The 22,417-nt window shown below is 70.9% G+C and carries 21 protein-coding genes and 1 riboswitch; of the genes, 11 read left to right on the plus strand and 10 right to left on the minus strand.

All coding sequences use genetic code 11. The features are described from left to right. The first annotated feature begins 61 nt into the window (after positions 1-61). The 3 genes from ACZ7EC_RS21935 to ACZ7EC_RS21945 are packed head-to-tail and all read left to right on the plus strand — an operon-like array spanning position 62 to position 3,794. The gene (locus ACZ7EC_RS21935) at positions 62-1,051 is read left to right on the plus strand and encodes an ABC transporter permease (RefSeq protein WP_471064873.1); all 990 of its coding nucleotides are present in this window, start codon (positions 62-64) and stop codon (positions 1,049-1,051) included. Further along, positions 1,048-1,998: an ABC transporter permease gene (locus ACZ7EC_RS21940; protein WP_471064875.1), complete on the plus strand. Its 951-nt coding sequence runs from the start codon at positions 1,048-1,050 to the stop codon at positions 1,996-1,998. Before ACZ7EC_RS21935 ends, ACZ7EC_RS21940 begins: the two co-directional genes overlap by 4 nt. Beyond that, positions 1,995-3,794, plus strand: coding sequence for a dipeptide ABC transporter ATP-binding protein (locus ACZ7EC_RS21945; protein WP_471064877.1), 1,800 nt, complete (start codon positions 1,995-1,997; stop codon positions 3,792-3,794). The genes ACZ7EC_RS21940 and ACZ7EC_RS21945 overlap by 4 nt, the downstream gene beginning before the upstream one ends. A 96-nt stretch (positions 3,795-3,890) precedes the next feature. On the opposite strand, the gene ACZ7EC_RS21950 is transcribed toward ACZ7EC_RS21945, so the two are convergent. From ACZ7EC_RS21950 to ACZ7EC_RS21965, 4 genes are all read right to left on the minus strand, one after another. Continuing rightward, complete coding sequence (locus tag ACZ7EC_RS21950) at positions 3,891-4,214, minus strand: DMT family transporter (protein WP_397984118.1); 324 nt, start codon at positions 4,212-4,214, stop codon at positions 3,891-3,893. A gap of 93 nt (positions 4,215-4,307) precedes the next feature. After that, the gene (gene rsgA, locus ACZ7EC_RS21955) at positions 4,308-5,318 is read right to left on the minus strand and encodes a ribosome small subunit-dependent GTPase A (RefSeq protein ID WP_471064879.1); all 1,011 of its coding nucleotides are present in this window, start codon (positions 5,316-5,318) and stop codon (positions 4,308-4,310) included. A gap of 8 nt (positions 5,319-5,326) precedes the next feature. Further along, complete coding sequence (gene aroA / locus ACZ7EC_RS21960) at positions 5,327-6,643, minus strand: 3-phosphoshikimate 1-carboxyvinyltransferase (protein ID WP_471064881.1); 1,317 nt, start codon at positions 6,641-6,643, stop codon at positions 5,327-5,329. A gap of 72 nt (positions 6,644-6,715) precedes the next feature. Next, positions 6,716-7,438 (minus strand): M50 family metallopeptidase, encoded by a 723-nt coding sequence (locus ACZ7EC_RS21965; protein WP_471064883.1) that lies wholly within the window; start codon positions 7,436-7,438, stop codon positions 6,716-6,718. Between the two features lie 50 nt (positions 7,439-7,488). On the opposite strand from ACZ7EC_RS21965, the gene ACZ7EC_RS21970 reads away from it, so the two are divergent. The 8 genes from ACZ7EC_RS21970 to ACZ7EC_RS22005 all read left to right on the plus strand — a co-directional run bounded on the left by ACZ7EC_RS21970 (position 7,489) and on the right by ACZ7EC_RS22005 (position 14,849). Then, the gene (locus tag ACZ7EC_RS21970; RefSeq protein WP_471064885.1) at positions 7,489-8,304 is read left to right on the plus strand and encodes an SOS response-associated peptidase; all 816 of its coding nucleotides are present in this window, start codon (positions 7,489-7,491) and stop codon (positions 8,302-8,304) included. A 1-nt stretch (position 8,305) separates the two neighbouring features. Then, entirely contained in the window at positions 8,306-8,932 is a 627-nt protein-coding gene (locus tag ACZ7EC_RS21975; protein ID WP_471064887.1) for an alpha/beta hydrolase family protein, read from the plus strand. A gap of 256 nt (positions 8,933-9,188) precedes the next feature. Beyond that, positions 9,189-9,884: an RNA polymerase sigma factor SigR gene (sigR, locus tag ACZ7EC_RS21980; RefSeq protein WP_397984112.1), complete on the plus strand. Its 696-nt coding sequence runs from the start codon at positions 9,189-9,191 to the stop codon at positions 9,882-9,884. Then, entirely contained in the window at positions 9,881-10,183 is a 303-nt protein-coding gene (gene rsrA / locus ACZ7EC_RS21985) for a mycothiol system anti-sigma-R factor (protein WP_471064889.1), read from the plus strand. The genes sigR and rsrA overlap by 4 nt, the downstream gene beginning before the upstream one ends. Positions 10,184-10,387: 204 nt before the next feature. Then, positions 10,388-11,368, plus strand: a complete 981-nt coding sequence (locus tag ACZ7EC_RS21990) for a hypothetical protein (RefSeq protein WP_128791613.1) — start codon at positions 10,388-10,390, stop codon at positions 11,366-11,368. A 73-nt stretch (positions 11,369-11,441) separates the two neighbouring features. After that, entirely contained in the window at positions 11,442-12,092 is a 651-nt protein-coding gene (gene def / locus ACZ7EC_RS21995; protein ID WP_471064891.1) for a peptide deformylase, read from the plus strand. 301 nt (positions 12,093-12,393) lie between these two features. Beyond that, positions 12,394-13,479: an epi-isozizaene synthase gene (gene cyc1, locus ACZ7EC_RS22000; RefSeq protein WP_471064893.1), complete on the plus strand. Its 1,086-nt coding sequence runs from the start codon at positions 12,394-12,396 to the stop codon at positions 13,477-13,479. Then, positions 13,476-14,849 carry a bifunctional albaflavenone monooxygenase/terpene synthase gene (locus ACZ7EC_RS22005; RefSeq protein WP_471064894.1) on the plus strand — a complete coding sequence of 458 codons (1,374 nt, stop codon included), beginning with the start codon at positions 13,476-13,478 and terminating at the stop codon, positions 14,847-14,849. The genes cyc1 and ACZ7EC_RS22005 overlap by 4 nt, the downstream gene beginning before the upstream one ends. A 57-nt stretch (positions 14,850-14,906) precedes the next feature. On the opposite strand, the gene ACZ7EC_RS22010 is transcribed toward ACZ7EC_RS22005, so the two are convergent. From ACZ7EC_RS22010 to ACZ7EC_RS22035, 6 genes are all read right to left on the minus strand, one after another. Continuing rightward, positions 14,907-15,869, minus strand: a complete 963-nt coding sequence (locus ACZ7EC_RS22010; RefSeq protein ID WP_471064896.1) for a helix-turn-helix domain-containing protein — start codon at positions 15,867-15,869, stop codon at positions 14,907-14,909. A 247-nt stretch (positions 15,870-16,116) separates the two neighbouring features. Next, entirely contained in the window at positions 16,117-17,127 is a 1,011-nt protein-coding gene (locus tag ACZ7EC_RS22015) for a ribonucleotide-diphosphate reductase subunit beta (protein ID WP_471064904.1), read from the minus strand. A gap of 55 nt (positions 17,128-17,182) precedes the next feature. Next, positions 17,183-19,540, minus strand: coding sequence for a ribonucleoside-diphosphate reductase subunit alpha (locus ACZ7EC_RS22020; RefSeq protein WP_471064906.1), 2,358 nt, complete (start codon positions 19,538-19,540; stop codon positions 17,183-17,185). A 124-nt stretch (positions 19,541-19,664) separates the two neighbouring features. Next, a riboswitch (cobalamin riboswitch) is annotated at positions 19,665-19,799 on the minus strand. A 42-nt stretch (positions 19,800-19,841) separates the two neighbouring features. Then, positions 19,842-20,348 (minus strand): GNAT family N-acetyltransferase, encoded by a 507-nt coding sequence (locus ACZ7EC_RS22025; protein WP_471064908.1) that lies wholly within the window; start codon positions 20,346-20,348, stop codon positions 19,842-19,844. Positions 20,349-20,429: 81 nt separating this feature from the next. Beyond that, complete coding sequence (gene mctP / locus ACZ7EC_RS22030) at positions 20,430-22,058, minus strand: monocarboxylate uptake permease MctP (protein ID WP_471064910.1); 1,629 nt, start codon at positions 22,056-22,058, stop codon at positions 20,430-20,432. Then, a complete protein-coding gene (locus tag ACZ7EC_RS22035) occupies positions 22,055-22,318 on the minus strand; it encodes a DUF3311 domain-containing protein (protein WP_471064913.1) in 264 nt (87 codons plus the stop codon). The genes mctP and ACZ7EC_RS22035 overlap by 4 nt, the downstream gene beginning before the upstream one ends. Between the last annotated feature and the right edge of the window lie 99 nt (positions 22,319-22,417).

A 22,417-nucleotide genomic window follows, 5' to 3' on the forward strand; every position in this document is an offset into this window, starting at 1 on the left:
CCGAGGTTACTGACATGTTCTCTTCATAGTGCGGCAACAAGAGGACTGGACCATGTGAGGCGTGCCCCTCTACCTGGCCAAACGTCTCGGCTACCACGCCGTCCTGCTGCTGGCCGCCGTGTGCCTGTCGTACCTGCTGGCCTCGCTGGCGCTCGATCCGCGCGCCTACTACGCGGGCCGGCAGCCACCGCTGTCCCCGGCCGCCGTGGACCACCACCTGGCCGCGCTCGGCCTCGACGACCACCAGCCGCTGCGGCAGCGCTTCCTGCACTGGGCCGACCGCGCGTTCCTGCACGGCGACCTCGGCGAGACCATCGACGGCACCTCGGTCGACGCCGAGTTCGGGCGGCGGATCGGTGTCAGTCTGCGGCTGCTGGTGGCGGGCACCGTCGTGGGCACGGTGACCGGCGTCCTCGTCGGCGCGTGGACGGCCGTGCGGCAGTACCGGCTCAGCGACCGCGCGGTCACCGTCGTCTCCTTCGCGCTGCTGTCCACGCCGGTGTTCCTGCTGGCCGTCCTGCTGAAGACCGGAGCGCTCTGGTTCAACCGGAGCACGGGCACCGACCTCATCCAGTTCACCGGCGAGAAAAGCGCGGGGCTGGACGGCGGCTTCTGGACCGTCCTGGAGGACCGCGCGGTCCATCTGCTGCTGCCCACCGTTTCCGTCGCCCTGTTCGCCATCGCGGGCTACAGCCGCTACCAGCGCAGCACCATGCTCGACGTGCTCGGCTCCGACTATCTGCGCACCGCCCGCGCCAAGGGGCTCGGCCGGCGGGCCGTGCTGCTGCGGCACGGGCTGCGCACCGCGCTCATCCCCATGTCCACGTACTTCTCCTACGGCTTCCTCGCCCTGTTCACCGGCGCCACCTTCACCGAGACGATCTTCGGCTGGCACGGCATGGGGGAGTGGTTCATCGACTCCATCGGCAAGGACGACGTGAACTCGGTCGTCGCCGTCAACGTCTTCGCCGCCGTCATCGTGCTGCTCTCCGGATTCCTCGCCGATGTGCTGCACGCGGCGCTCGACCCGCGTGTGCGGCAGGCGTCATGACGGCCGTCACCGGGATCCCCGAGATCCCCGAGGTCCCCGAGACCCCCGAGACCCCCGAGGTCCCCGGCGCCCTTGTGCCGGCCGCCGCCGCGCCGAGCGGGCGGGCCGCGCTCGTCCTGCGCCGCTTCCTGCGCGACCGGTCCGCACTCGCCGGGGCCGTCGTCCTGCTGCTGCTCTTTCTGCTCGCCTTCGTCGGGCCCTTTCTGACGTCGTGGTCGTACGATCACATCGACTATGGGGCGCTGCGTGCCGCGCCCGGTCCCGCGCACTGGTGGGGCACCAACCGCATCGGCCAGGACGTCTTCGCACAGACCGTCCGCGGGCTCCAGAAGTCCCTGATCATCGGCCTGCTGGTGGCGGTGCTGGCCACCGGGCTGGCCTCGTTCGTGGGGGCCTGCGCGGGCTACTTCGGCGGCTGGGCCGACCGCGTGCTGATGTTCCTGGTCGATCTGCTGCTGGTCTTCCCGTCCTTCCTGATCATCGCGATCGTCTCGCCCCGGCTGCGGTCCGGCGGCTGGGTGGCGTTCGTCGGACTGCTCGCGGTCTTCGCCTGGATGATCACCGCACGGGTCGTACGGTCCATGACCCGCTCCCTGAAGGAGCAGCCCTTCGTACGCGCCGCCCGGTACATGGGCGTCGGCCCCTTCCGCGTCATCTGGCGCCATGTGCTGCCCAATGTCGCCTCCTTCCTCATCATCGACGCGACCATCCAGGTCGGCGGCGCGGTGATGAGCGAGACCGCGCTGTCCTACTTCGGCTTCGGGGTGCAGCCGCCCGATGTGTCGCTGGGCACGCTGATCGCCGACGGCACCGGCGCGGCGATCACCTATCCCTGGATGTTCTTCTTCGCCGCCGGGCTGCTCGTCGTGTTCGTGCTCGCGGTCAATCTGGTCGGCGACGGGCTGCGGGACGCCCTCGACCCGACGTCGAAGGGAGGCCGGCGGTGAGTGCGCTGCTGGAAGTGCGGGACCTGGAGGTCGCGTTCGACGGCGTACCGGCCGTACGGGACGTGAGCCTCACCCTGGAGCGCGGCGAAGTCCTCGGCCTGGTCGGCGAGTCGGGTTCCGGGAAGTCCGCGACCGCGCTCGCGGTACTGGGGCTGCTGCCCGGCAACGCGAAGGCGCGGGGTTCGGTCCGGCTCGACGGCACCGAGCTGCTCGGCGCGACGGAGCGGGAGTTGGCCCGCGTGCGGGGCGGCCGCGTCGCGATGGTCTTCCAGGACCCGCTGTCCGCGTTCACCCCGGTGTACCGGATCGGCGACCAGATCGCGGAGGCGGTACGGGCCCACCGGGACGTGTCGCGCGAGCGGGCGCGGGAGCGGGCCGTCGAGCTGCTCGGCCTCGTCGGCATCCCCGAACCGGCCCTGCGGGCGCGGGCGTTCCCGCACGAGTTCTCCGGCGGCATGCGCCAGCGGGCCATGATCGCGATGGCGATGGCGAACGACCCGGACGTGATCCTCGCCGACGAACCCACCACCGCGCTCGACGTCACCATCCAGGCGCAGATCCTCGATGTGCTGCGCACCGCGCGCGAGGCGACCGGGGCGGCGGTGCTCCTCGTCAGCCACGACCTCGGCGTGATCGCGGGGATGGCGGACCGGGTGGCGGTCATGCGGGCCGGCCGGGTGGTCGAACAGGGCCGGGTGCGGGAGGTGTTCGAGACCCCGCGGGAACCGTACACCCGGCAACTGCTCGCGGCCGTCCCGCGCATCGACGCCCACCTCGACCCGCGACCGGTCACCGGCGAACCGGTGGTGAAGGTGCGCGGTTTGACCCGCACCTTCCCCGTGCGCACCGGCACGGCCCTCAGGCGCCGTACCGGCACGGTGTACGCGGTCGACGGGGTGGACCTCGACATCCGGCGCGGCGAGACGCTGGCACTGGTCGGCGAGTCCGGGTCCGGCAAGTCGACCACGCTGTTCGAGCTGCTCGAACTCGCGGCGCCGCAAGGCGGTTCGGTGGAGCTGTTCGGGCAGCGGCTCGGCACGCTCACCAAGGCAGGGACCAGGGCGCTGCGGCGGCGCGTCCAGATCGTCTTCCAGGACCCGATGGCCTCCCTGGACCCGCGGATGCCGGTCGGCGACATCATCGCCGAGCCGCTGCGCACACAGGGCGCGGAGCGGGCGGTGATCTCCCGACGGGTGCCCGAACTGCTGGGCCGGGTCGGTCTCGAACCGGCCCACGCCGACCGCTTCCCGCACGAGTTCTCCGGCGGCCAGCGCCAGCGGATCGCCATCGCCCGCGCGCTGTCCGTCTCGCCGGAACTCCTGGTCCTCGACGAACCCGTCTCCGCGCTCGACGTCTCCGTCCAGGCGGAGATCCTCGACCTGCTGCGGGAGCTCAAGCGGGAGCTGGGCCTCGCCTACCTCTTCGTCTCCCACGACCTCGCGGTCGTCCGCGCCATCGCCGACCGGGTGAGCGTGGTGTACCTGGGCCGCACGGTCGAGTCCGGCCCGGTCCGCGAGGTCTTCGAGCGTCCCCGCCACCCCTACACCCAGGCCCTCCTGTCGGCCGTCCCCGTCCCGGACCCGGTCCGCGAACGCGAACGCCGGCGGGCCCGCATCCTCCTCCTCGGCGACCCCCCGAGCCCGACCCGGCGGTACGACGGCTGCCGCTTCCGCCCCCGCTGCCCGCTGTACGCCGAACTGCCGCCGGAGGACCGGAAGCGCTGCGCCCACGAGGCACCGGACTTCACCGGCGACGGCGCCGCGTGCCACTTCCCGAGAGAACGGTCCGTGCTGTAGCGCCCCGAAGGGGCGCGGGGATCCGCGCGACCGGCCACCACGCACCCGCACCCCGACCGCGCACCCGGCGATCCACCGGCGAGCCGAGCGGCAGCGCTACCGCGCCGAACCCGACAGCTGCAGCCCGACGATCCCCACGATCACGAAGCTGATCGACACGATCTTCAGGGTGGACACCACATCCCCCAGGAAGATCATGCCGTAGATCGCCGTGCCGGTCGCGCCGATGCCCGTCCAGACGGCGTACGCGGGGCCCACGTCGAGTTTGCGCAGCGAGAGGGTCAGCAGGCCGAAGCTGCCGAGGGCGAAGGAGGCGAAGGCGATGGTCGGCCACAGGCGGGTGAAGCCGTGGGAGAGCTTGAGGCACACGGCGAAGCCGGTCTCCAGCACTCCGGCCACGATGACCAGCAGCCACGCCATGCGCTGTCCTCTCGTTGATCCGGATCTCCGGTCCGGTGCGATTATGCACTTGCCGCACCGCCGTCCGGGCAAACAACGCGAAGGCCGTCTTCCTCAGTCGCCTTCCGTGCGCTCCCGCGTCGCCAGCAGCCGGCGCAGCGAGTACAGCCGCGCCGGATCCGCGTGCCCCGCCTCCACCCACGCGTCCAGCGCGCAGTCCGGCTCGTCGTGGCTGCACGCGCGCGGGCAGTCCACTGTGCCGGGCTCCAGGTCGGGGAAGGCGTGGATGACGCGGGACGGATCGACGTGCGCCAGGCCGAAGGACCGGACGCCCGGAGTGTCGATCACCCAGCCGTCATCGCCCGCCAACGGCAGCGCCAGCGCCGAGGTGGTGGTGTGCCGGCCGCGCCCCGTCACCGCGTTGACATGTCCCGTCGTACGCCGCCGCTCCTGCGGCACCAGCGCGTTCACCAGCGTCGTCTTGCCGACGCCGGAGTGCCCCACGAACGCGGTGATCCGCCCGTCCAGCAGCTCGCGCACCCGCTCCGCCGCGTCCCCGTTCTCCAGCTCCGCGCGGCTGGTGACCACGTACGGGATGTCCAGGTGGCCGTACAGCTCCAGGAGTTCGTCCGGCGGGGCCAGGTCCGACTTGGTCATCACCAGCAGGGGTTCGAGCCCGCCGTCGAACGCCGCGACCAGGCAGCGGTCGATCAGCCGGGGACGCGGCTCGGGGTCGGCGAGGGCGGTGACGATCGCCAGCTGATCGGCGTTGGCGACCACCACGCGCTCGTACGGATCGTCGTCGTCCGCCGTGCGCCGCAGCACCGACGTCCGCTCCTGGATCCGGACGATCCGCGCGAGCGTGTCCTTCTTGCCGGACAGATCGCCGACCAGCATCACCCGGTCCCCGACCACCGCCGCCTTGCGGCCCAGCTCCCGCGCCTTCATCGCCGTCACCACCCGGTCCTCGACCAGGCAGGTCAGCCGTCCTCGGTCCACGGTCAGGACCAGCCCCTCGGCCGCGTCCTCGTGCTTGGGCCGGATGTTCGTCCGCGGCCGGTTGCCCTTGCGGTTGGGGCGGGAGCGGATGTCGTCCTCGTCGGTGTGCTTGCCGTAGCGGCGCATGGCTTTCCCTACTGCCCGAGCATCCCGGTCCACAGCTCGGGGAAGTCCGGCAGGGTCTTGGCCGTCGTTCCGATGTTCTCGATGCGTACGCCCTCGACCGCCAGGCCGATGATCGCGCCGGCGGTGGCCATGCGGTGGTCCTCGTAGGTGTGGAAGGTGCCGCCGTGCAGGGTGCGCGGGCGGATGTGCAGACCGTCGGCCGTCTCCGTGACGTCGCCGCCGAGTTCGTTGATCTCCTTGGTGAGCGCGGCCAGCCGGTCCGTCTCGTGCAGCCGCAGATGGGCCACACCGCGCAGCGTCGAGGGGGAGTCGGCGAGCGCGGCGACGGCCGCGATGCCGGGGGTCAGCTCGCCGACGTCGCTCAGGTCGACGTCGATGCCGTGCAGCGCGCCGGAACCGGTGAACACCAGTCCGGCCTCGGTGAGTTCGCAGGTGCCGCCCATCTCGGTGAAGATCTCCCGCAGTCGGTCGCCCGGCTGGGTGGTGCGCTCCGGCCAGTCCGGGATCAGCACCTTGCCGCCGGTCACCAGGGCCGCCGCCAGGAACGGCTGCGCGTTGGACAGGTCCGGCTCGATCGTCAGGTCCCGGCCGAGCAGCGCGCCCGGCGTCACCCGCCACACGTTCGGCTCGCCGCCCGACTCCGGGGTGTCCACCTGGGCGCCGACCGCGCGCAGCATGTCCACCGTCATCCGGATGTGCGGCAGGGAGGGCAGGCTCGCACCGGTGTGCCGGACCTCGACGCCCTGGTTGAAGCGGGGGCCCGAGAGCAGCAGCGCGGAGACGAACTGCGAGGAGGACGACGCGTCGATCGACACCGGGCCGCCGTCCAGCGCCCCGCCGCCGTGCACGGTCAGCGGCAGCGCGCCCCGGCCGTCGTCGTCGATCCGCGCGCCGAGCTGCCGCAGCGCGTCGATCACGCCGTGCAGCGGACGCTCGTACGAGCGCGGGTCGCCGTCGAACCGGATCGGACCGTCGGCCAGCGCGGCCACCGGCGGCAGGAAGCGCATCACGGTGCCCGCGTTGCCGACGTCCACCGTGGCCGGGCCGTGCAGGCCGGTCGGCAGCACCCGCCAGGCCTCGCCGGTGCCCTCGGGGCCTACGCCCTCCTCGATCTCGACGCCCATCGCGCGCAGCGCGCCCGCCATCAGCAGGGTGTCCCGCGAGCGCAGCGGGCGGCGCAGCCAGCCCGGCTCGGAGGCGAGGGCGGCCAGCACCAGGGCGCGGTTGGTGACCGACTTGGACCCCGGCACATGGACGGTGGCGTCGACGGCTCCGCTCGCGTGCGGAGCGGGCCAGAGGGCGGAGGAGGCGGTGTTCGGGGCCATGGGGCCCACTTTATAAGGAGGGCGGGAGCCGGACCCTCCGGCGGCGGGCCCGCCGTGCGGGCCGAACGGCCCTCAGACCTCCAGCAGCCAGCGCCCGCCGCCGATCAGCGAGCACAGCGACACGGCGTGGAACAGGAACAGCCACAGGGCCGCCGGGACATGCGTCAGCCGGGACAGCTGGTCCGCGTCCGAGTCCCCGGCCTCGCCCCGCCGCCGCTTGCTCTGCAGCTCGAACGGCGGCCGTACGCCCCCGAGCAGCAGGAACCACACCACCGCGTACGCGAACGCCGCCTGCACCTGCGGCCCCGCGAGCCACGACACCAGCAGGAACGCCCCGCCCGCGAGCACCACGGTGAGCACGCCGTACGCGTTGCGGATCATCACCAGCATCACCGCGAGCAGCGCGGTCGCCGCCCACAGCAGCAGCGTGATGCGGCCCGCGGCGAGCAGGGCGGCGCCGCCGAGGCCGAGCATCGAGGGCGCGGTGTAGCCCGCGGCTGCCGTGAGGATCATGCCGAGCCCGTACGGCTTGCCCCGGCTCACCGTCAGCCCGCTGGTGTCGGAGTGCAGCCGGATGCCGGTGAGCTGCCGCCCGGTGAGCAGGGCGATCAGCCCGTGGCCGCCCTCGTGCGCGATGGTGACCGCGTTGCGCGACACCCGCCACAGCGGATGCGGGACGACCACCACCAGCGCGGCGGCCAGGGTGGCGAGCACCACCCACAGATCGGGGTCGGGCTGGATACCGGTGAGCCGGTCCCAGAGGCCGGACGGCGCGAGGGCGGCGAGGCTGTTCATGTGTCCGAGTGGCTCCCAGGTGGCGGGCGGAGTCTGGCAGTGTGGCACGTATGTGCGGACGGTATGCAGCCAGTCGTAGGCCCGAGGACCTCGCCCAGACCTTCGGGATCGAGAAGTGGGAGCCCGAGGAGGCCCTGGAGCCGGACTACAACGTGGCCCCCACCAAAGAGGTCCACGCCGTGCTCGACCGCCCCTTGAAAGACGCGGACTCGCCGCGTCCGGTTCGCCAGCTGCGCACGCTCAGGTGGGGACTGGTGCCGTCCTGGTCGAAGACCCCCGAGGGCGCCGCCCGGATGATCAACGCCCGCGCGGAGACCGTGCACGAGAAGCCGTCCTACCGCCGCGCCTTCGCCGCCCGCCGCTGCATCCTGCCCGCCGACGGCTACTACGAGTGGGTGACCGGCCGGCAGGAGCGCGACCTGGAGGTCGAGGGCAGGAAGAAGCGGCCCCGCAAGCAGCCGTACTTCGTGCTGCCCGCCGACGGCTCCGTCTTCGCGATGGCCGGCCTGTACGAGTTCTGGCGCGACCGCACCCTGCCCGACGACCACCCCGGTGCCTGGTGGGTCACCTGCTCGGTGATCACCACGGAGGCCGAGCAGACCCCGCTGGCCGCCGCCCCCGCCGAGGGGCCGCGCTCGCTCGCCGACATCCACCCCCGGATGCCGCTGATGCTCACCCCGGACCGCTGGGACGCCTGGCTCGACCCCTCCCGCACCGACCCGGACGAACTGCGCGCCCTGCTCGCCCCGCCCCCGCCCGGACTGATGCGCGCCTACCCGGTCGCCACCGCCGTCAGCAACGTCCGCAACAACGGACCGGAGCTGCTGAAGGAGCTGGAAGCCCCCGAAGAGGGCACACTTTTCTAGCGTGATCGAGATTGTCGAGACCGACGCCGGAACCGCCCGCATCACCTGGCACCGGGCCGCCGACCCGCGGGCCGTCCTCGCGCTGAGCCACGGCGCGGGCGGCGGCATCGAGGCGCGCGACCTCCAGGCGCTCGCCGGGGCCCTGCCCGGCCACGGGGTGACCGTGGCCCTCGTCGAGCAGCCCTGGCGGGTCGCCGGCCGGAAGGTGGCGCCCGCCCCGAAGACGCTGGACACCGGGTGGCGGGGGCTCTGGCCCGCGCTGGCCGGCATGGAGCTGCCGGTGATCGCCGGCGGCCGCAGCGCCGGCGCCCGCGTCGCCTGCCGCACCGCCGCCGAACTGGGGGCCCGCGCCGTCCTCGCCCTCAGCTTCCCGCTGCACCCGCCGGGCAGGCCCGAGAAGTCCCGCGCCGGGGAACTGCTGGGCACGGGCGTGCCCACCCTCGTCGTCCAGGGCGGCAACGACCCCTTCGGCAGGCCGGCCGAGTTCCCCGAGGGGGGCTTCCGGATGGTCGAGGTGCCGGGCGCCGATCACGGCTTCGCCGTCCCCAAGCGCGCGGAGACGGGCCAGGAACGGGCTCTGGAGATCATCACCGACGCCGTCGCGGAGTGGACCGCGTCACTGGCGTGACCCGCGGGAATGCCGCGCGTCCGGGCGCTGTTGTGTCGCACAGAAGTGCTGAGGCCTCGGCACCGACGTCGTGGGAAGGGAAGTCCGCCGCATGGGTCCGACCGTATGCCCGGCCCGCCAGAACAGCCCCGAGCTGGCCTGGACGGTGTTCCACGCGCCCAAGGCCGCCACAATTCGAGGGGCGGCGGGCACGGGTCGTGTTCTATCCTCCGAATCGAGTGGGACCACTCCCGGTCCCGCCCGGAATCTTGAGGAGGTGGGTCCGGTCACAGGGACCGACGCGGGGACCGACAACGGCCAGGCGGAGCAGCCCGAGGGCCGGGGCACCAGTGCGGAGGCGTCCGCCGAGTCGTCCGCGGAGCGCAGCGCGCGCTTCGAGCGGGACGCACTCGAGTTCCTCGACCAGATGTACTCGGCCGCCCTGCGCATGACGCGCAACCCGGCCGACGCCGAGGACCTCGTGCAGGAGACGTACGCCAAGGCCTACGCCTCCTTCCACCAGTTCCGCGAGGGCACCAACCTCAAGGCGTGGCTGTACCGGATCCTCACCAACACCTTCATCAACTCGTACCGCAAGAAGCAGCGTGAGCCCCAGCGCTCCGCCGCCGAGGAGATCGAGGACTGGCAGCTCGCCCGTGCCGAGTCGCACATGTCGACGGGGCTGCGCTCCGCCGAGTCGCAGGCGCTCGACCATCTGCCCGACTCGGACGTGAAGGAAGCGCTCCAGGCGATTCCCGAGGAGTTCCGCATCGCCGTGTATCTCGCGGATGTGGAGGGGTTTGCCTACAAGGAGATCGCGGACATCATGGGGACACCCATCGGAACGGTGATGTCCCGGCTGCACCGGGGCCGCCGTCAACTGCGCGGCATGCTGGAGGACTACGCCCGTGAGCGCGGGCTGGTTCCGGCGGGCGCCGGAGAGTCGGACGAAGCGAAAGGCTCGGGCTCATGAGCTGCGGAGATCCGCACGAGACGGACTGCGGTGAGGTCCTGGACCATCTGTACGAGTTCCTCGACAGCGAGATGCCGGACGTCGACCGCGACAAGTTCCGGCACCACTTCGAGGAGTGCTCGCCGTGCCTGGAGAAGTACGGCCTGGAAGAGGCCGTGAAGAAGCTGGTCAAGCGGTGCTGCGGCCATGACGACGTGCCCGCGGACCTGCGCGCCAAGGTCATGGGGCGGCTCGATCTCATCCGCTCCGGACAGCCCGCGCCCGACCACGACATCACCACCACGGTCCAGGACAACTGAGCCCGCGCGCCGCCCGCGCCCCGCACCTTCCCGTCGCGCCGCCGGCGCCGGCGAGACGTACGGCACTGTCTGATCCCGCCCGCATCCGGGTAACCCATGGGTAATGAGCGCCGTTCCCACCGCACGTGGTTGGATGCGAGGGAGAGGGCGCCTGGGGGCACAAGCCAGCCCACTGTGCGGAACTGGAACTGGCAGGCGGGAATCGTGAGGATCTTCGGCAAGGGACGGCACCGGCCCTCCGCCTCCTGGCGGCAGGCCACCGATCGCGCGTTCACGCTCATCGGCGACGGTCGGTACGAGGACGCGGGCGAACTGCTGACCCGCGCCGCCGACCTGGAACCCTGGCTGTCGGAGTCCTGGTTCAACCTCGCGCTGCTGCACAAGTTCCGGCACGACTGGGAGCAGGCCCGTGCCGCCGGGCTGCGTGCCGTCGCCCTGCTCGACCGCGAGAGCGGCGCCCCCGACTGGTGGAACGTGGGCATCGCCGCGACCGCTCTCCAAGACTGGCCGCTGGCCCGCCGCGCCTGGCAGGCGTACGGCCTGAAGGTGCCCGGCGGTGCGACCGCCGCCGGGGAACCGCTCGGCATGGAGCTGGGCAGCGCGGCCGTACGGCTCTCCCCGGAGGGCGAGGCCGAGGTGGTGTGGGGCCGCAGGCTGGACCCCGCGCGGATCGAGGTGCTGTCCATCCCGCTGCCCTCCTCGGGGCGGCGCTGGGGCGAGGTCGTCCTGCACGACGGCGTCCCGCACGGGGAGCGCACCACCTCCGCGGGGCACAGCTACCCCGTCTTCGACGAGATCGAGCTGTGGGCGCCCTCGCCCGTGCCCACCTGGGTGGTCCTCCTGGAGGCGGCCACCGAGGCGGACCGGGACGCGCTGGAGCAGCTGGCCGCGGACGCCGGGTTCGCCGCGGAGGACTGGTCGTCCTCGGTGCGGCTGCTGTGCCGGATGTGCAGCGAGTCCCGGATGCCGTCCGACGAGGGCGAGGGGGAGCATCTGGACCCCCACGACCACAGCGAACCCGGCCACCCCGGCCCCCTGGGGCACCGCACGGACGGCCAGCTGTGGGTGCCCGAGCGGGAGTGCGGGGTGGCCGCGCCGCCTTCGCTGGTGCGGGGCCTGCTGGACGGATGGGTCGCCGACAGCCCGGATTCGAGGGACTGGCGGGACTTGGAAGAGGTTTGCTGAGCAGCGGGTGACCGGCCACCTTTAGGCTGTACACGCAGAATTTTCCAGGCTTGCAGGAAGGCGTACGTCGGTCATGGCGCAGCAGGACACCGATCAGCAGCACGCGGGCGTGCTCCCCGTCGACGACGAGGGCTATGTCGTGGACACGGAGGACTGCGAGGGGCGCGAGAAGGCCTGGCGGGAGAGCGGCACCTCCCGGCCGATCACGGTCGTCGGCAACCCGGTACTGCACAAGGAGTGCAGGGACGTCACCGAGTTCGGCGAGGAGCTGCGGCAGCTCGTCGCCGACATGTTCGCCAGCCAGCGCACCGCCGAGGGCGTGGGCCTGGCCGCCAACCAGATCGGCGTCGACCTGAAGGTCTTCGTCTACGACTGCCAGGACGACGAGGGCGTCCGGCACGTGGGCGTGGTGTGCAACCCGAAGCTGGTCGAGCTGCCCGCCGAGCGGCGCCGGCTCGACGACAACAACGAGGGCTGCCTGTCGGTGCCCGGCGCCTACGCCGAGCTGCCGCGTCCCGACGTCGCCGAGGTGACCGGTCAGGACGAGCAGGGCAACCCGATCAAGGTCCGCGGCACCGGATACTTCGCACGGTGTTTGCAGCACGAGACCGACCACCTCTACGGCTACCTCTACATCGACCGGCTCTCCAAGCGCGACCGCAAGGACGCGCTGCGGCAGATGGCCGAGAACGAGCCGCGCTACCCCGTGGTCGCCAACGACTAGGCTCCGGTGGGTTGTTGGGCGCCGGGCCGGGACCGCTCCCGGCCCGGCGCCCTTCTTCTTGCCCTCCTCCGTCCTCTTCTTCGCTCATCAGTGCTTCGCACAAACGGTCGCTTCTGTGATGCCGGTGATCATTAATCAGTCACAGCAGGGGGGAATCTCGGCATCATGGGGTAGTGAGTGGCGCAAATCCGTTCCCACGACGGTCAGTTGTAGTGCTGAATGGGAAGTGCGGGACAGGTAACGAGGCGCACCGGCCCCACCCGAGCGGGTGCGTATCCGGCGGCTGAGAGGGGTTTGTTCTGTGCAAGCTTTCCCACACAGCACCACAGAGACGACGACGGCGGTCGTGGTACCACCCTCACTGGCACTCCCGGTGATCGAGTCCGGCTTTCCCCGGCGACTGCACCCGTATTGGCCGCGGCTTCAGGAGAGGACCCGGCTGTGGCTGCTGGAAAAGCGGCTCATGCCCGAAGACAAGGTGCGCGAGTTCGCGGACGATCTGCGCTACACCGACCTGATGGCGGGCTACTACACGGACGCCCCCGACGAGGTGCTCCAGGCCATAGCGGACTTCAGCGCCTGGTTCTTCGTCTGGGACGACCGGCACGACCGCGACATCGTGCACGGGCGCGCGGGCGACTGGCGGCGGCTGCGCCACCGGCTGCACAGGGCACTCGACGCACCCCGGCACCATCTGCACCACCCCGACCCGCTGGTCGCGGGCTTCGCCGACAGCGTGCTGCGTCTGTACGGCTTCCTGCCGGGCACCTGGAACCGGCGCTTCGCCCGGCATTTCCACACGGTCATCGAGGCGTACGACCGTGAATACCGCAATCGCACCCAGGGATATGTGCCCGGCGTCGAGGAGTATCTCGCCCTGCGCCGGCTGACCTTCGCGCACTGGATCTGGACGGACCTCCTGGAACCCAGTGCCGGGTGCGAACTCCCCGACTCCGTGAGAAAGAACCCCTCCTATCGCCGGGCGGCATTACTCAGTCAGGAATTCGCCGCCTGGTACAACGATCTGTGCTCCCTCCCGAAGGAAATAGCGGGCGACGAGGTCCACAATCTCGGTATCAGCCTCATCACGCATGAGGGCCTGACCCTCGAAGAGGCGGTGGACGACCTCAGGCAGCGCGTCGAGACATGCGTCGACGAATTCCTGAAGGCCGAACGCGAGGCACTCCGGTTCGCGGATGCACTTGCCGACGGCACGGTCCACGGAAAGGAACTGAGCGCCGCCGTACGCACCTGCGTCGGCAATATGCGCAACTGGTTCAGCGCGGTCTACTGGTTCCACCACGAGTCCGGCCGGTACATGGTGGACAGCTGGGCCGACCGCTCCACACCCCCGTACGTCACCAACGAAGCGGCAGGTGAGAAATGACCGTAGAGTCCGTGCAGCCCGAGACCTCCGCAGTCCCTCCGGAGCTGCGTGAACCACCCCTGGCCGGCGGCGCCGTCCCGGTGTTCGGGCACGGCCTCCAACTGGTGCGCGATCCGCTGGACTTCATGTCCTCGCTGCGCGCCCACGGCGACATCGTGCGCCTGAGGCTCGGCCCGAAGACCGTGTACGCCGTCACCACCCCGGAACTGACGGGCGCGCTCGCCCTCAGCCCCGACTTCAAGATCGACGGCCCGGTGTGGGAGTCGCTGGAGGGCCTGCTCGGCAAGGAGGGCGTGGCCACCGCCAACGGCCCCCGCCACCGCCGCCAGCGCCGCACCATCCAGCCCGCGTTCCGGATGGACGCCATACCCAACTACGGCCCGGTCATGGAGGAGGAGGCGCACGCGCTGACCGAGCGCTGGCGCCCCGGCGAGCCCATCGACTGCACCTCGGAGTCCTTCCGGATCGCCGTGCGGATGGCCGCCCGCTGCCTGCTGCGCGGCGACTTCATGGACGAGCGCGCCGAGCGGCTGAGCACCGACCTCGCCACCGTCTTCCGCGGTATGTACCGCAGGATGGTGGTGCCGCTGGGCCCCCTGTACAAGCTGCCGTTTCCGGCCAACCGCGAATTCAACCGCGCACTGGCCGATTTGCATCTGCTCGTGGACGAGATCGTCGCCGAGCGGAGGGCCTCTGGTCAAAAGCCGGACGATTTGCTGACGGCATTGCTGGACGCGAAGGACGACAATGGTGAGCCCATCGGGGAGCAGGAGATCCACGACCAGGTCGTCGCGATAATCACTCCCGGCGCCGAAACGATCGCCTCCACGATCATGTGGTTGCTCCAGGCGCTCGCACAACACCCGGAGCACGCCGAGAAGGTGCGTGCCGAGGTCGAATCGGTGACCGGTGGTCAGCCCGTAGGATTCGAGCACGTCCGCTCCCTCAGGCACACCAACAATGTGATCCTGGAGGCCATCCGGCTGCGCCCCGCCGTATGGATTCTGACGCGCCGGGCGACCGCCGACACCGTGCTCGGGGAGTATCGCATTCCGGCCGGGGCGGACATCATCTACAGCCCGTACGCCATTCAGCGCGACGCCCGCTCCTACGACCGCCATCTCGACTTCGACCCGGACCGCTGGCTTCCGGAGCGGGCCGGGGAGGTGACGAAGTACGCCATGAGCCCCTTCAGCGTCGGCAACCGCAAGTGCCCCAGCGACCACTTCTCCATGGCCCAGCTGAGCCTGATCACCGCGGCGGTCACGGCGAAGTACCGCTTCGAACCCGCCGACGGCAACGACGACAGTGTCCGGGTGGGCATCACGCTGCGCCCGGACAACCTGCGGCTGCGGCCGCTGCCCTGGTGAGACGCCTGCGGTGACCCGGTGGGGGGCACCGGGAGCGATGCCGCTGCCGGCGCGCGTTCAGGCGGCCCGCGGGCCCCGGAACGCGCGCCGGTAGGCGTTCGGCGTGGTGCCGAGCGCCCGCACGAACTGGTGGCGCAGCGCGGCCGCCGTACCGAACCCGGTGCGGGCGGCGATCGCGTCCACCGTCTCGTCCGTGCCCTCCAGCAACTCCTGCGCACGCAGCACCCGTTGGCGCAGGATCCAGCGGTACGGCGTGGTTCCCGTCTCCTGCTGGAAGCGGCGGGCGAAGGTGCGCGGCGCCATGAGGGCGCGGGCGGCGAGCTGTTCGACGGTCACCTCCGCATCGAGGTGCTCCTCCATCCACACCAGCACCTCGCCGACGGTGTCGCAGGGCGCCTTGGGCAGCGGCCGCTCGATGTACTGGGCCTGGCCGCCGTCCCGGTGCGGGGGCACCACCATCCGGCGGGCGATCTTGTTGGCGACCTCGGGCCCCTGTTCCTTGCGCACCAGGTGCAGACAGGCGTCGATACCGGCCGCGGTGCCCGCGGAGGTGATCACCGGGTCCTCGTCCACATAGAGCACGTCCGGCTCGACGGCGAGCCGGGGGTAGCGCCGGGCCAGCTGCTCGGCATGGTGCCAGTGCACCGCGCACCGGCGCCCGTCCAGCAGCCCCGCGGCGGCCAGCACGAACACCCCGGAGCAGACGCTGAGCACCCGGCAGCCCCGCCCGACGGCCCGCCGCAGCGCCGCCAGCAGCTCGGGCGGGTACTCCCGGTCCGGGTAGCCCTCAGCGGCCGGCACGGCGATCAGATCGGCCTCTTCCAGCCGTTCCAGGCCGTGCGGTGTGGACACGGTGAACCCGCAGTGGGTGCCGAGGTCGGGCCCCTCGGCCGAGACCACGGCGAAGTCGTACACCGGCAGTCCTTCTTCGCTGCGGTCGATGCCGAACACCTCGCAGACGACGCCCAGTTCGAAGGGGTGCACTCCGTTCAGCAGCACGGCGGCCACGTTCTTCAGCATGCCCCCAGTGTGCCGCGGAGCTGGCAGTAAATCGAGGGTGCGCGGCAGTCCTGCCACTCCCGGTCAGCAGCGTCCAGCGGGACAGTAGTGGCATGACCGGAAACCAGATCCAAGGCCTCATCGGAATGACCGCGACCCTCGGAATCCTCGTCCTCCTGGCCCTTCCCTCGGTGCTCGGCATCCTGCGCGAGCGGCGCATCGACCGGCAGATCGGGAAGGCCCAGGAGGCCCGTGGAGACGAGGAGGCTCAGAAGTCCTCGTCCAGGTCGACGGTGCCCTCCACCGCCACCTGGTACGCCGACGGGCGGCGCTCGAAGAAGTTGGTCAGCTCCTGAACCCCCTGGAGCTCCATGAAGGAGAAGGGGTTCTCCGAGCCGTAGACCGGCGCGAAGCCCAGCCGGGTCAGGCGCTGGTCGGCGACGCACTCCAGGTACTGCCGCATGGAGTCCGTGTTCATGCCCGGAAGGCCGTCACCGCACAGGTCGCGCGCGAACTGCAGCTCGGCCTCGACGGCCTCCCGCAGCATGTCGGTGACCTCCTGCTGGAGCTGCTCGTCGAACAGCTCCGGCTCCTCCTTGCGGACGGTGTCGACCACGTCGAAGGCGAAGGACATGTGCATCGTCTCGTCGCGGAACACCCAGTTGGTGCCGGTGGCCAGGCCGTGCAGCAGACCCCGGCTGCGGAACCAGTAGACGTACGCGAAGGCGCCGTAGAAGAACAGGCCCTCGATGCACGCGGCGAAGCAGATCAGGTTCAGCAGGAAGCGCCGGCGGTCCGACCGCGTCTCCAGCCGGTCGATCGTGTCCACCGAGTCGATCCATTTGAAGCAGAACTCGGCCTTCTCGCGGATCGAGGGGATGTTCTCGACCGCCGCGAACGCCGCCGCGCGGTCCTCCGGATCGGGCAGGTAGGTGTCCAGCAGCGTCAGATAGAACTGGACGTGCACCGCCTCCTCGAACAGCTGACGGCTCAGGTACAGCCGCGCCTCGGGGGAGTTGATGTGCTTGTACAGCGTCAGCACCAGGTTGTTCGCGACGATCGAGTCCCCCGTCGCGAAGAACGCGACCAGGCGGCCGATCAGGTGCTGCTCGGCCGGGCTGAGCTTCGCGAGGTCGGCGACGTCCGAGTGGAGGTCGACCTCCTCCACGGTCCAGGTGTTCTTGATGGCGTCCCGGTAGCGCTCGTAGAAGTCCGGGTAGCGCATCGGGCGGAGCGTCAGCTCGAAGCCGGGATCGAGCAGGTTCTGGTTGCGGGTCATCGCTTTCGGCGCGAAGCGCCGTCCTCCAAGTGGGTGGTCGGGTGGCGGGCGGGAATTACTGGCAGGCTTCGCAGGACTCGGGGTTCTCCAGGGAGCAGGCGACGGCGTCGGGGTCCGCGGCCTGCTGGACGGGGATGGCCTGCTGCGCCCGGGCGGCGCGGGCGATCCGGGTCGCCGGGCGCGAGCGCAGGTAGTACGTCGTCTTCAGCCCGGACTTCCAGGCGTACGCGTACATCGAGGAGAGCTTGCCGATCGTCGGCGTCTCCATGAACAGGTTCAGGGACTGCGCCTGGTCGAGGAACGGGGTGCGCGCCGCCGCCATGTCGATCAGACCGCGCTGCGGGATCTCCCACGCCGTGCGGTACAGCGCCCGCACCTCCTCGGGGATCCACGCGAAGCCCTGCACCGAGCCGTTGGACTCGCGCAGCGCCTCGCGGGTGCGCGCGTCCCAGACGCCCAGCTCCTTGAGTTCCTGCACCAGGTAGGAGTTGACCTGGAGGAACTCACCGGACAGCGTCTCGCGCTTGAACAGGTTGGACACCTGCGGCTCGATGCACTCGTAGACGCCCGCGATGGAGGCGATGGTGGCCGTCGGCGCGATCGCCAGCAGCAGCGAGTTGCGCATGCCCACCCGCGCGATCCGGGTCCGCAGCGCCGCCCAGCGCTCGGGCCAGGTCTCCTGGACGCCGTAGTGGTCGGGGTGCAGCACACCGCGCGCGGTACGGGTCTTCTCCCAGGCCGGCAGCGGGCCGGTGCGCTCGGCGAGGTCGGCGGACGCCTCGTACGCGGCGAGCATGATCCGCTCGGCGATCCGGGTGGACAGCGCCTTCGCCTCGGGCGAGTCGAAGGGCAGCCGCAGCTTGAAGAAGACGTCCTGGAGGCCCATCGCGCCGAGGCCCACCGGGCGCCACCTGGCGTTGGAGCGGCCCGCCTGCTCGGTCGGGTAGAAGTTGATGTCCACCACGCGGTCGAGGAAGGTGACGGCCGTGCGGACGGTCTCGTCGAGCCGCTCCCAGTCGATGTCACCGTCGGCCACGAACGCGCCGAGGTTGACGGAGCCCAGGTTGCAGACGGCCGTCTCGCCGTCGTTGGTGACCTCCAGGATCTCCGTGCAGAGGTTGGAGGAGTGGATGACCTGGCCCGGCTCGGCGGTCTGGTTTGCGGTGCGGTTGGCGGCGTCCTTGAACGTCATCCAGCCCTGGCCGGTCTGCGCGAGGGTGCGCATCATGCGGCCGTACAGCTCACGGGCCGGCATGGTCTTCCTCGCCAGGCCCTTGCGCTCCGCCGCGCGGTAGGCGGCGTCGAACTCCGCGCCGTACAGGTCCACCAGCTCGGGTACGTCCGCCGGGGAGAACAGCGACCACTGCTCGTCGGCGTTGACCCGGCGCATGAACTCGTCCGGCACCCAGTGCGCCAGGTTCAGGTTGTGCGTACGGCGCGCGTCCTCACCGGTGTTGTCCCGCAGCTCCAGGAACTCCTCGATGTCGGAGTGCCAGGTCTCCAGGTACACCGCCGCCGCGCCCTTGCGCCGGCCGCCCTGGTTCACCGCGGCCACCGAGGCGTCCAGGGTCTTCAGGAACGGCACGATGCCGTTGGAGTGCCCGTTGGTGCCGCGGATCAGCGAACCGCGGGCGCGGATACGGGAGTACGACAGACCGATGCCGCCCGCGTGCTTGGAGAGCCGGGCGACCTGGTGGTAGCGGTCGTAGATGGAGTCCAGCTCGTCCAGCGGGGAGTCGAGGAGGTAGCAGGACGACATCTGGGGGTGCCGGGTGCCGGAGTTGAACAGCGTGGGGGAGGAGGGCAGGTAGTCGAGCCGGCTCATCAGCCGGTACAGCGCGGCCACCTCGTCCACGGAGCGCGCCGAGTCGTCCTCGGCGAGGCCGGCGGCGACGCGCAGCATGAAGTGCTGGGGTGTCTCGATGACCTGGCGGGTGATCGGGTGGCGCAGCAGGTAGCGGCTGTGCAGGGTGCGCAGGCCGAAGTAGCCGAAGCGGTCGTCGGCGGCCCGGTCGACGAGCTGGTCCAGCCGGGCGGCGTGCACGCGCACGAACTCGGCGGTCCGGTCGGCGATGAGCCCCTCGCGGTGCCCGACGGCGACCGACTCGGTGAAGGACGTCACGCCCTGCGAGGCGGCCTCGGCGCGGATGGAGAGGGTCAGCAGCCGGGCGGCGAGCCGCGAGTACGCCGGGTCCTCGGAGATCAGGCCGGCCGCGGCCTCGGTCGCGAGCTCGCGCAGCTCCGCCTCGTCGGCGTGGGCCGAGCGGCCGCGCAGCGCGGCGGCCGCGACCCGGCCGGGGTCGGCGTCGGGGAGGTCCCCGGTCAGCTCGGTCAGGGTCCGCAGCAGTGCGGCACCGGGACCGTCGTTCTCCAGGCCCTTGGCTGAAGCCGGTTCGGCTGGCGCGATGGTCACGTGGGGCTCTCCCTCGCTCGGCACGGGGCCTGGCGGAGGGCAGGGGGCAGCCACGAGCGCACACGGCGTCGCGTCCACCGGCCCACTCCACGAGGCCCGGACGTCTCAGAGCACCCGGTCCGGTGGGCCGGGTGCGCTGCCGGCAGGTCCTCGGACTGACTCCTGTGCGCGGATACGCACAAGTACACCGTTGCGGGACAGTTCCGGATTCGCACCGGATTCCCCTGCGACGACAGCGACCATGAGCATACATCTAGTGCCGGGCTGCCGTGTCACCCCCAGATGTTGTGTCGCCCTGGTGTCAGAGCGTCAACTTGTAGGTGATGAGGGTGACGTCGTCCAGCTCCGGGGCGGGGTTCCAGTCCCGCTCGGGCGTGCGCACGAACCCGAGACGTTCGTAGAGCCGGTGGGCGCTGTGCATGGTGCGCTGGCTGGAGAGGACGACGGACGAGCACCCCGCGGTGCCCCGAGCACGGTCGACACAGGCGCGCACGAGGGCTTCGCCGGTGCCCCTGCCACGTGCCTCGCGCCGCACTGCCAGCGCCCGGATCTCGGCCTCCGTGGGCCGCGCGATGTCGGCGACGGGGCCGCCCGAGGGGACGAAGGTCACGCCGCCGGCAAGGCGGTCCCCCAGCACGGCGACGAGGATCTCGGCGGAGGCGGCTCGCGCGGCCACGTCCTTGAGTACGGGGAGGTACGGGTCGCTCTCGCCGAAGTCGAGGTGGCCGTCGAGGAGGTAGGCCTCGGCCGTGAGCTCGCCGAGTTCGTCGTACTCGGCCGGGTCGGCGGGGCGGATGCGGATGTCCATGCAGGCGAGTGTGCACGGCAACGGGCCGCCGGAGCAGGTGCTTTCCGGCGGCCCGTGGGCGGTTGTCGTGTGCGGAGACGGTCAGTGGCTGGTGCCCGCCGTGGCCGGCGGCAGCTCCACCTGGACGCCCGGATCGCCCGCGTCCGCCGTGTAGTCCTCGGGACGGGTCTCGTCGATGCCCTCGGGGGCCTTCACGGCCTTCAGGACGACGGTCAGCACGACCGTGACGAGGACGTTGAGCACGAACGCCGTCATGCCGATGTAGCCGATCTGGCCGATGCCCGGAATGTCGTCGGCGGAGCCGCCGAAGTGCTTCTGGGTGGGGGAGGCGACACCGTACGCGGCGAGGGTGCCGTAGACCATGCCGACCGCCCAGCCCGCGAGCAGCGCCCAGCGGTGGAACCAGCGGGTGAACAGGCCGCCGACCAGGGCCGGGAAGGTCTGCAGGATCCAGATGCCGCCGAGCAGCTGGAAGTTGATGGCGACCGTCTTGTCCATGCCGAGCACGAAGACCAGCGCGCCGACCTTCACCAGCAGCGACACGAACTTGGAGACCTGCGCCTCCTGCTTCGGCGTGGCGTCCGGCTTGATGAAGTCCTTGTAGATGTTGCGGGTGAACAGGTTCGCCGCCGCGATCGACATGATCGCCGCCGGCACCAGCGCGCCGATGCCGATCGCCGCGAACGCCACACCGGTGAACCAGTCCGGGAACATGTCCTCGAACAGCTGCGGGATCGCCAGCTGCCCGTTGGTGACCTTCACCCCGGCCGCGATCGCCATGAAGCCCAGCAGCGCCAGCAGGCCCAGCATCAGGGAGTACAGCGGCAGGATCGTGGTGTTGCGGCGGATCACGTTGCGGCTCTTGGAGGAGAGCGTCGCGGTGATCGAGTGCGGGTACATGAACAGCGCGAGCGCGGAACCGAGCGCCAGCGTGGCGTACGTCCACTGCCCGGCGGGCGGCGGCGCGAGCGCCCCGCGCGGCTTGCCGGTGGCCGGGTTGACCTGGCTGAACGCGTGGGCCGCCTTGGCGAAGACGTCGTCGAACCCGCCCAGCTTGATCGGTATGTAGATGATCGCGACCAGGATCACGAGGTAGATCAGCGCGTCCTTGACGAAGGCGATCAGCGCGGGCGCCCGCAGGCCCGAGGAGTAGGTGTACGCCGCGAGCACCGCGAACGCGATCAGCAGCGGCAGGTCCTTCACGAACGCGTTGGTGTCGTCGCCGCCGCCGACGCCCATCACGTCCAGCACCGCCTGGATGCCGACGAGCTGGAGCGCGATGTACGGCATCGTCGCCAGGATGCCGGTCACCGCCACCGCGAGCGACAGCCCCTTCGAGCCGAACCGGCCGCGCACGAAGTCGGAGGTGGTGACGTACCCGTGGCGGTGCGAGACCGACCACAGCCGCGGCAGGAAGGTGAAGATCAGCGGGTACACCAGGATCGTGTACGGCACCGCGAAGAAGCCGGACGCGCCCGCCGCGTAGACCGCCGCCGGTACGGCCACGAAGGTGTACGCCGTGTACAGGTCGCCGCCGAGCAGGAACCAGGTGATCCAGGTGCCGAACGACCGGCCGCCCAGGCCCCATTCGTCCAGCGTGTGCTCGTTCTCGGCGCGGCGCCAGCGCGCGGCGAGGAAGCCCAGGACCGTGACGGCCAGGAAGAAGAAGATGAAGACGCCGAGCGCGACGCCGTTGACTCCGGTCTTCACTGCGCGGCACCCCCCTGCGCGGCACGGCGGGAGCGCTGGTCGTGCTGCCAGAGCTTGTACGCGATCATGGTGAGGGCGGTGGAGATCAGCACCCAGGCCATCTGGTACCAGTAGAAGAACGGGATCCCGATGAACGCCGGATCCGTCTTCGCGTACGAGCCGACCCACAGCATCGCCACGAACGGCGCGACGAGACAGATGCCGATGACCACGCGGAGCGGTGTCACCACCGGTGGTCTCGCTTCGGGCGTTTCAGACATGCTGCGGCTCCGTCCCCTCGTAGATCACCGGTGTAATGAGCAGGCAATCTAGGTGACGGTGTCGTGGCAGAGGAAGACCCTGTCCGCAGGTCGGTATAT

This window comes from Streptomyces sp. NPDC037203 (genome assembly GCF_055605065.1).

What these genes read in the sequence shown, in the direction of transcription:
- ACZ7EC_RS21940 (WP_471064875.1), top strand. Translation starts at nt 1,048, where the DNA reads ATGACGGCCGTCACCGGGATCCCCGAGATCCCCGAGGTCCCCGAGACC.
- ACZ7EC_RS21950 (WP_397984118.1), bottom strand. Translation starts at nt 4,214, where the DNA reads ATGGCGTGGCTGCTGGTCATCGTGGCCGGAGTGCTGGAGACCGGCTTC.
- rsgA (WP_471064879.1), bottom strand. Translation starts at nt 5,318, where the DNA reads ATGCGCCGCTACGGCAAGCACACCGACGAGGACGACATCCGCTCCCGC.
- aroA (WP_471064881.1), bottom strand. Translation starts at nt 6,643, where the DNA reads ATGGCCCCGAACACCGCCTCCTCCGCCCTCTGGCCCGCTCCGCACGCG.
- ACZ7EC_RS21965 (WP_471064883.1), bottom strand. Translation starts at nt 7,438, where the DNA reads ATGAACAGCCTCGCCGCCCTCGCGCCGTCCGGCCTCTGGGACCGGCTC.
- ACZ7EC_RS21970 (WP_471064885.1), top strand. Translation starts at nt 7,489, where the DNA reads ATGTGCGGACGGTATGCAGCCAGTCGTAGGCCCGAGGACCTCGCCCAG.
- rsrA (WP_471064889.1), top strand. Translation starts at nt 9,881, where the DNA reads ATGAGCTGCGGAGATCCGCACGAGACGGACTGCGGTGAGGTCCTGGAC.
- def (WP_471064891.1), top strand. Translation starts at nt 11,442, where the DNA reads ATGGCGCAGCAGGACACCGATCAGCAGCACGCGGGCGTGCTCCCCGTC.
- ACZ7EC_RS22005 (WP_471064894.1), top strand. Translation starts at nt 13,476, where the DNA reads ATGACCGTAGAGTCCGTGCAGCCCGAGACCTCCGCAGTCCCTCCGGAG.
- ACZ7EC_RS22010 (WP_471064896.1), bottom strand. Translation starts at nt 15,869, where the DNA reads ATGCTGAAGAACGTGGCCGCCGTGCTGCTGAACGGAGTGCACCCCTTC.
- ACZ7EC_RS22015 (WP_471064904.1), bottom strand. Translation starts at nt 17,127, where the DNA reads ATGACCCGCAACCAGAACCTGCTCGATCCCGGCTTCGAGCTGACGCTC.
- ACZ7EC_RS22025 (WP_471064908.1), bottom strand. Translation starts at nt 20,348, where the DNA reads ATGGACATCCGCATCCGCCCCGCCGACCCGGCCGAGTACGACGAACTC.
- ACZ7EC_RS22035 (WP_471064913.1), bottom strand. Translation starts at nt 22,318, where the DNA reads ATGTCTGAAACGCCCGAAGCGAGACCACCGGTGGTGACACCGCTCCGC.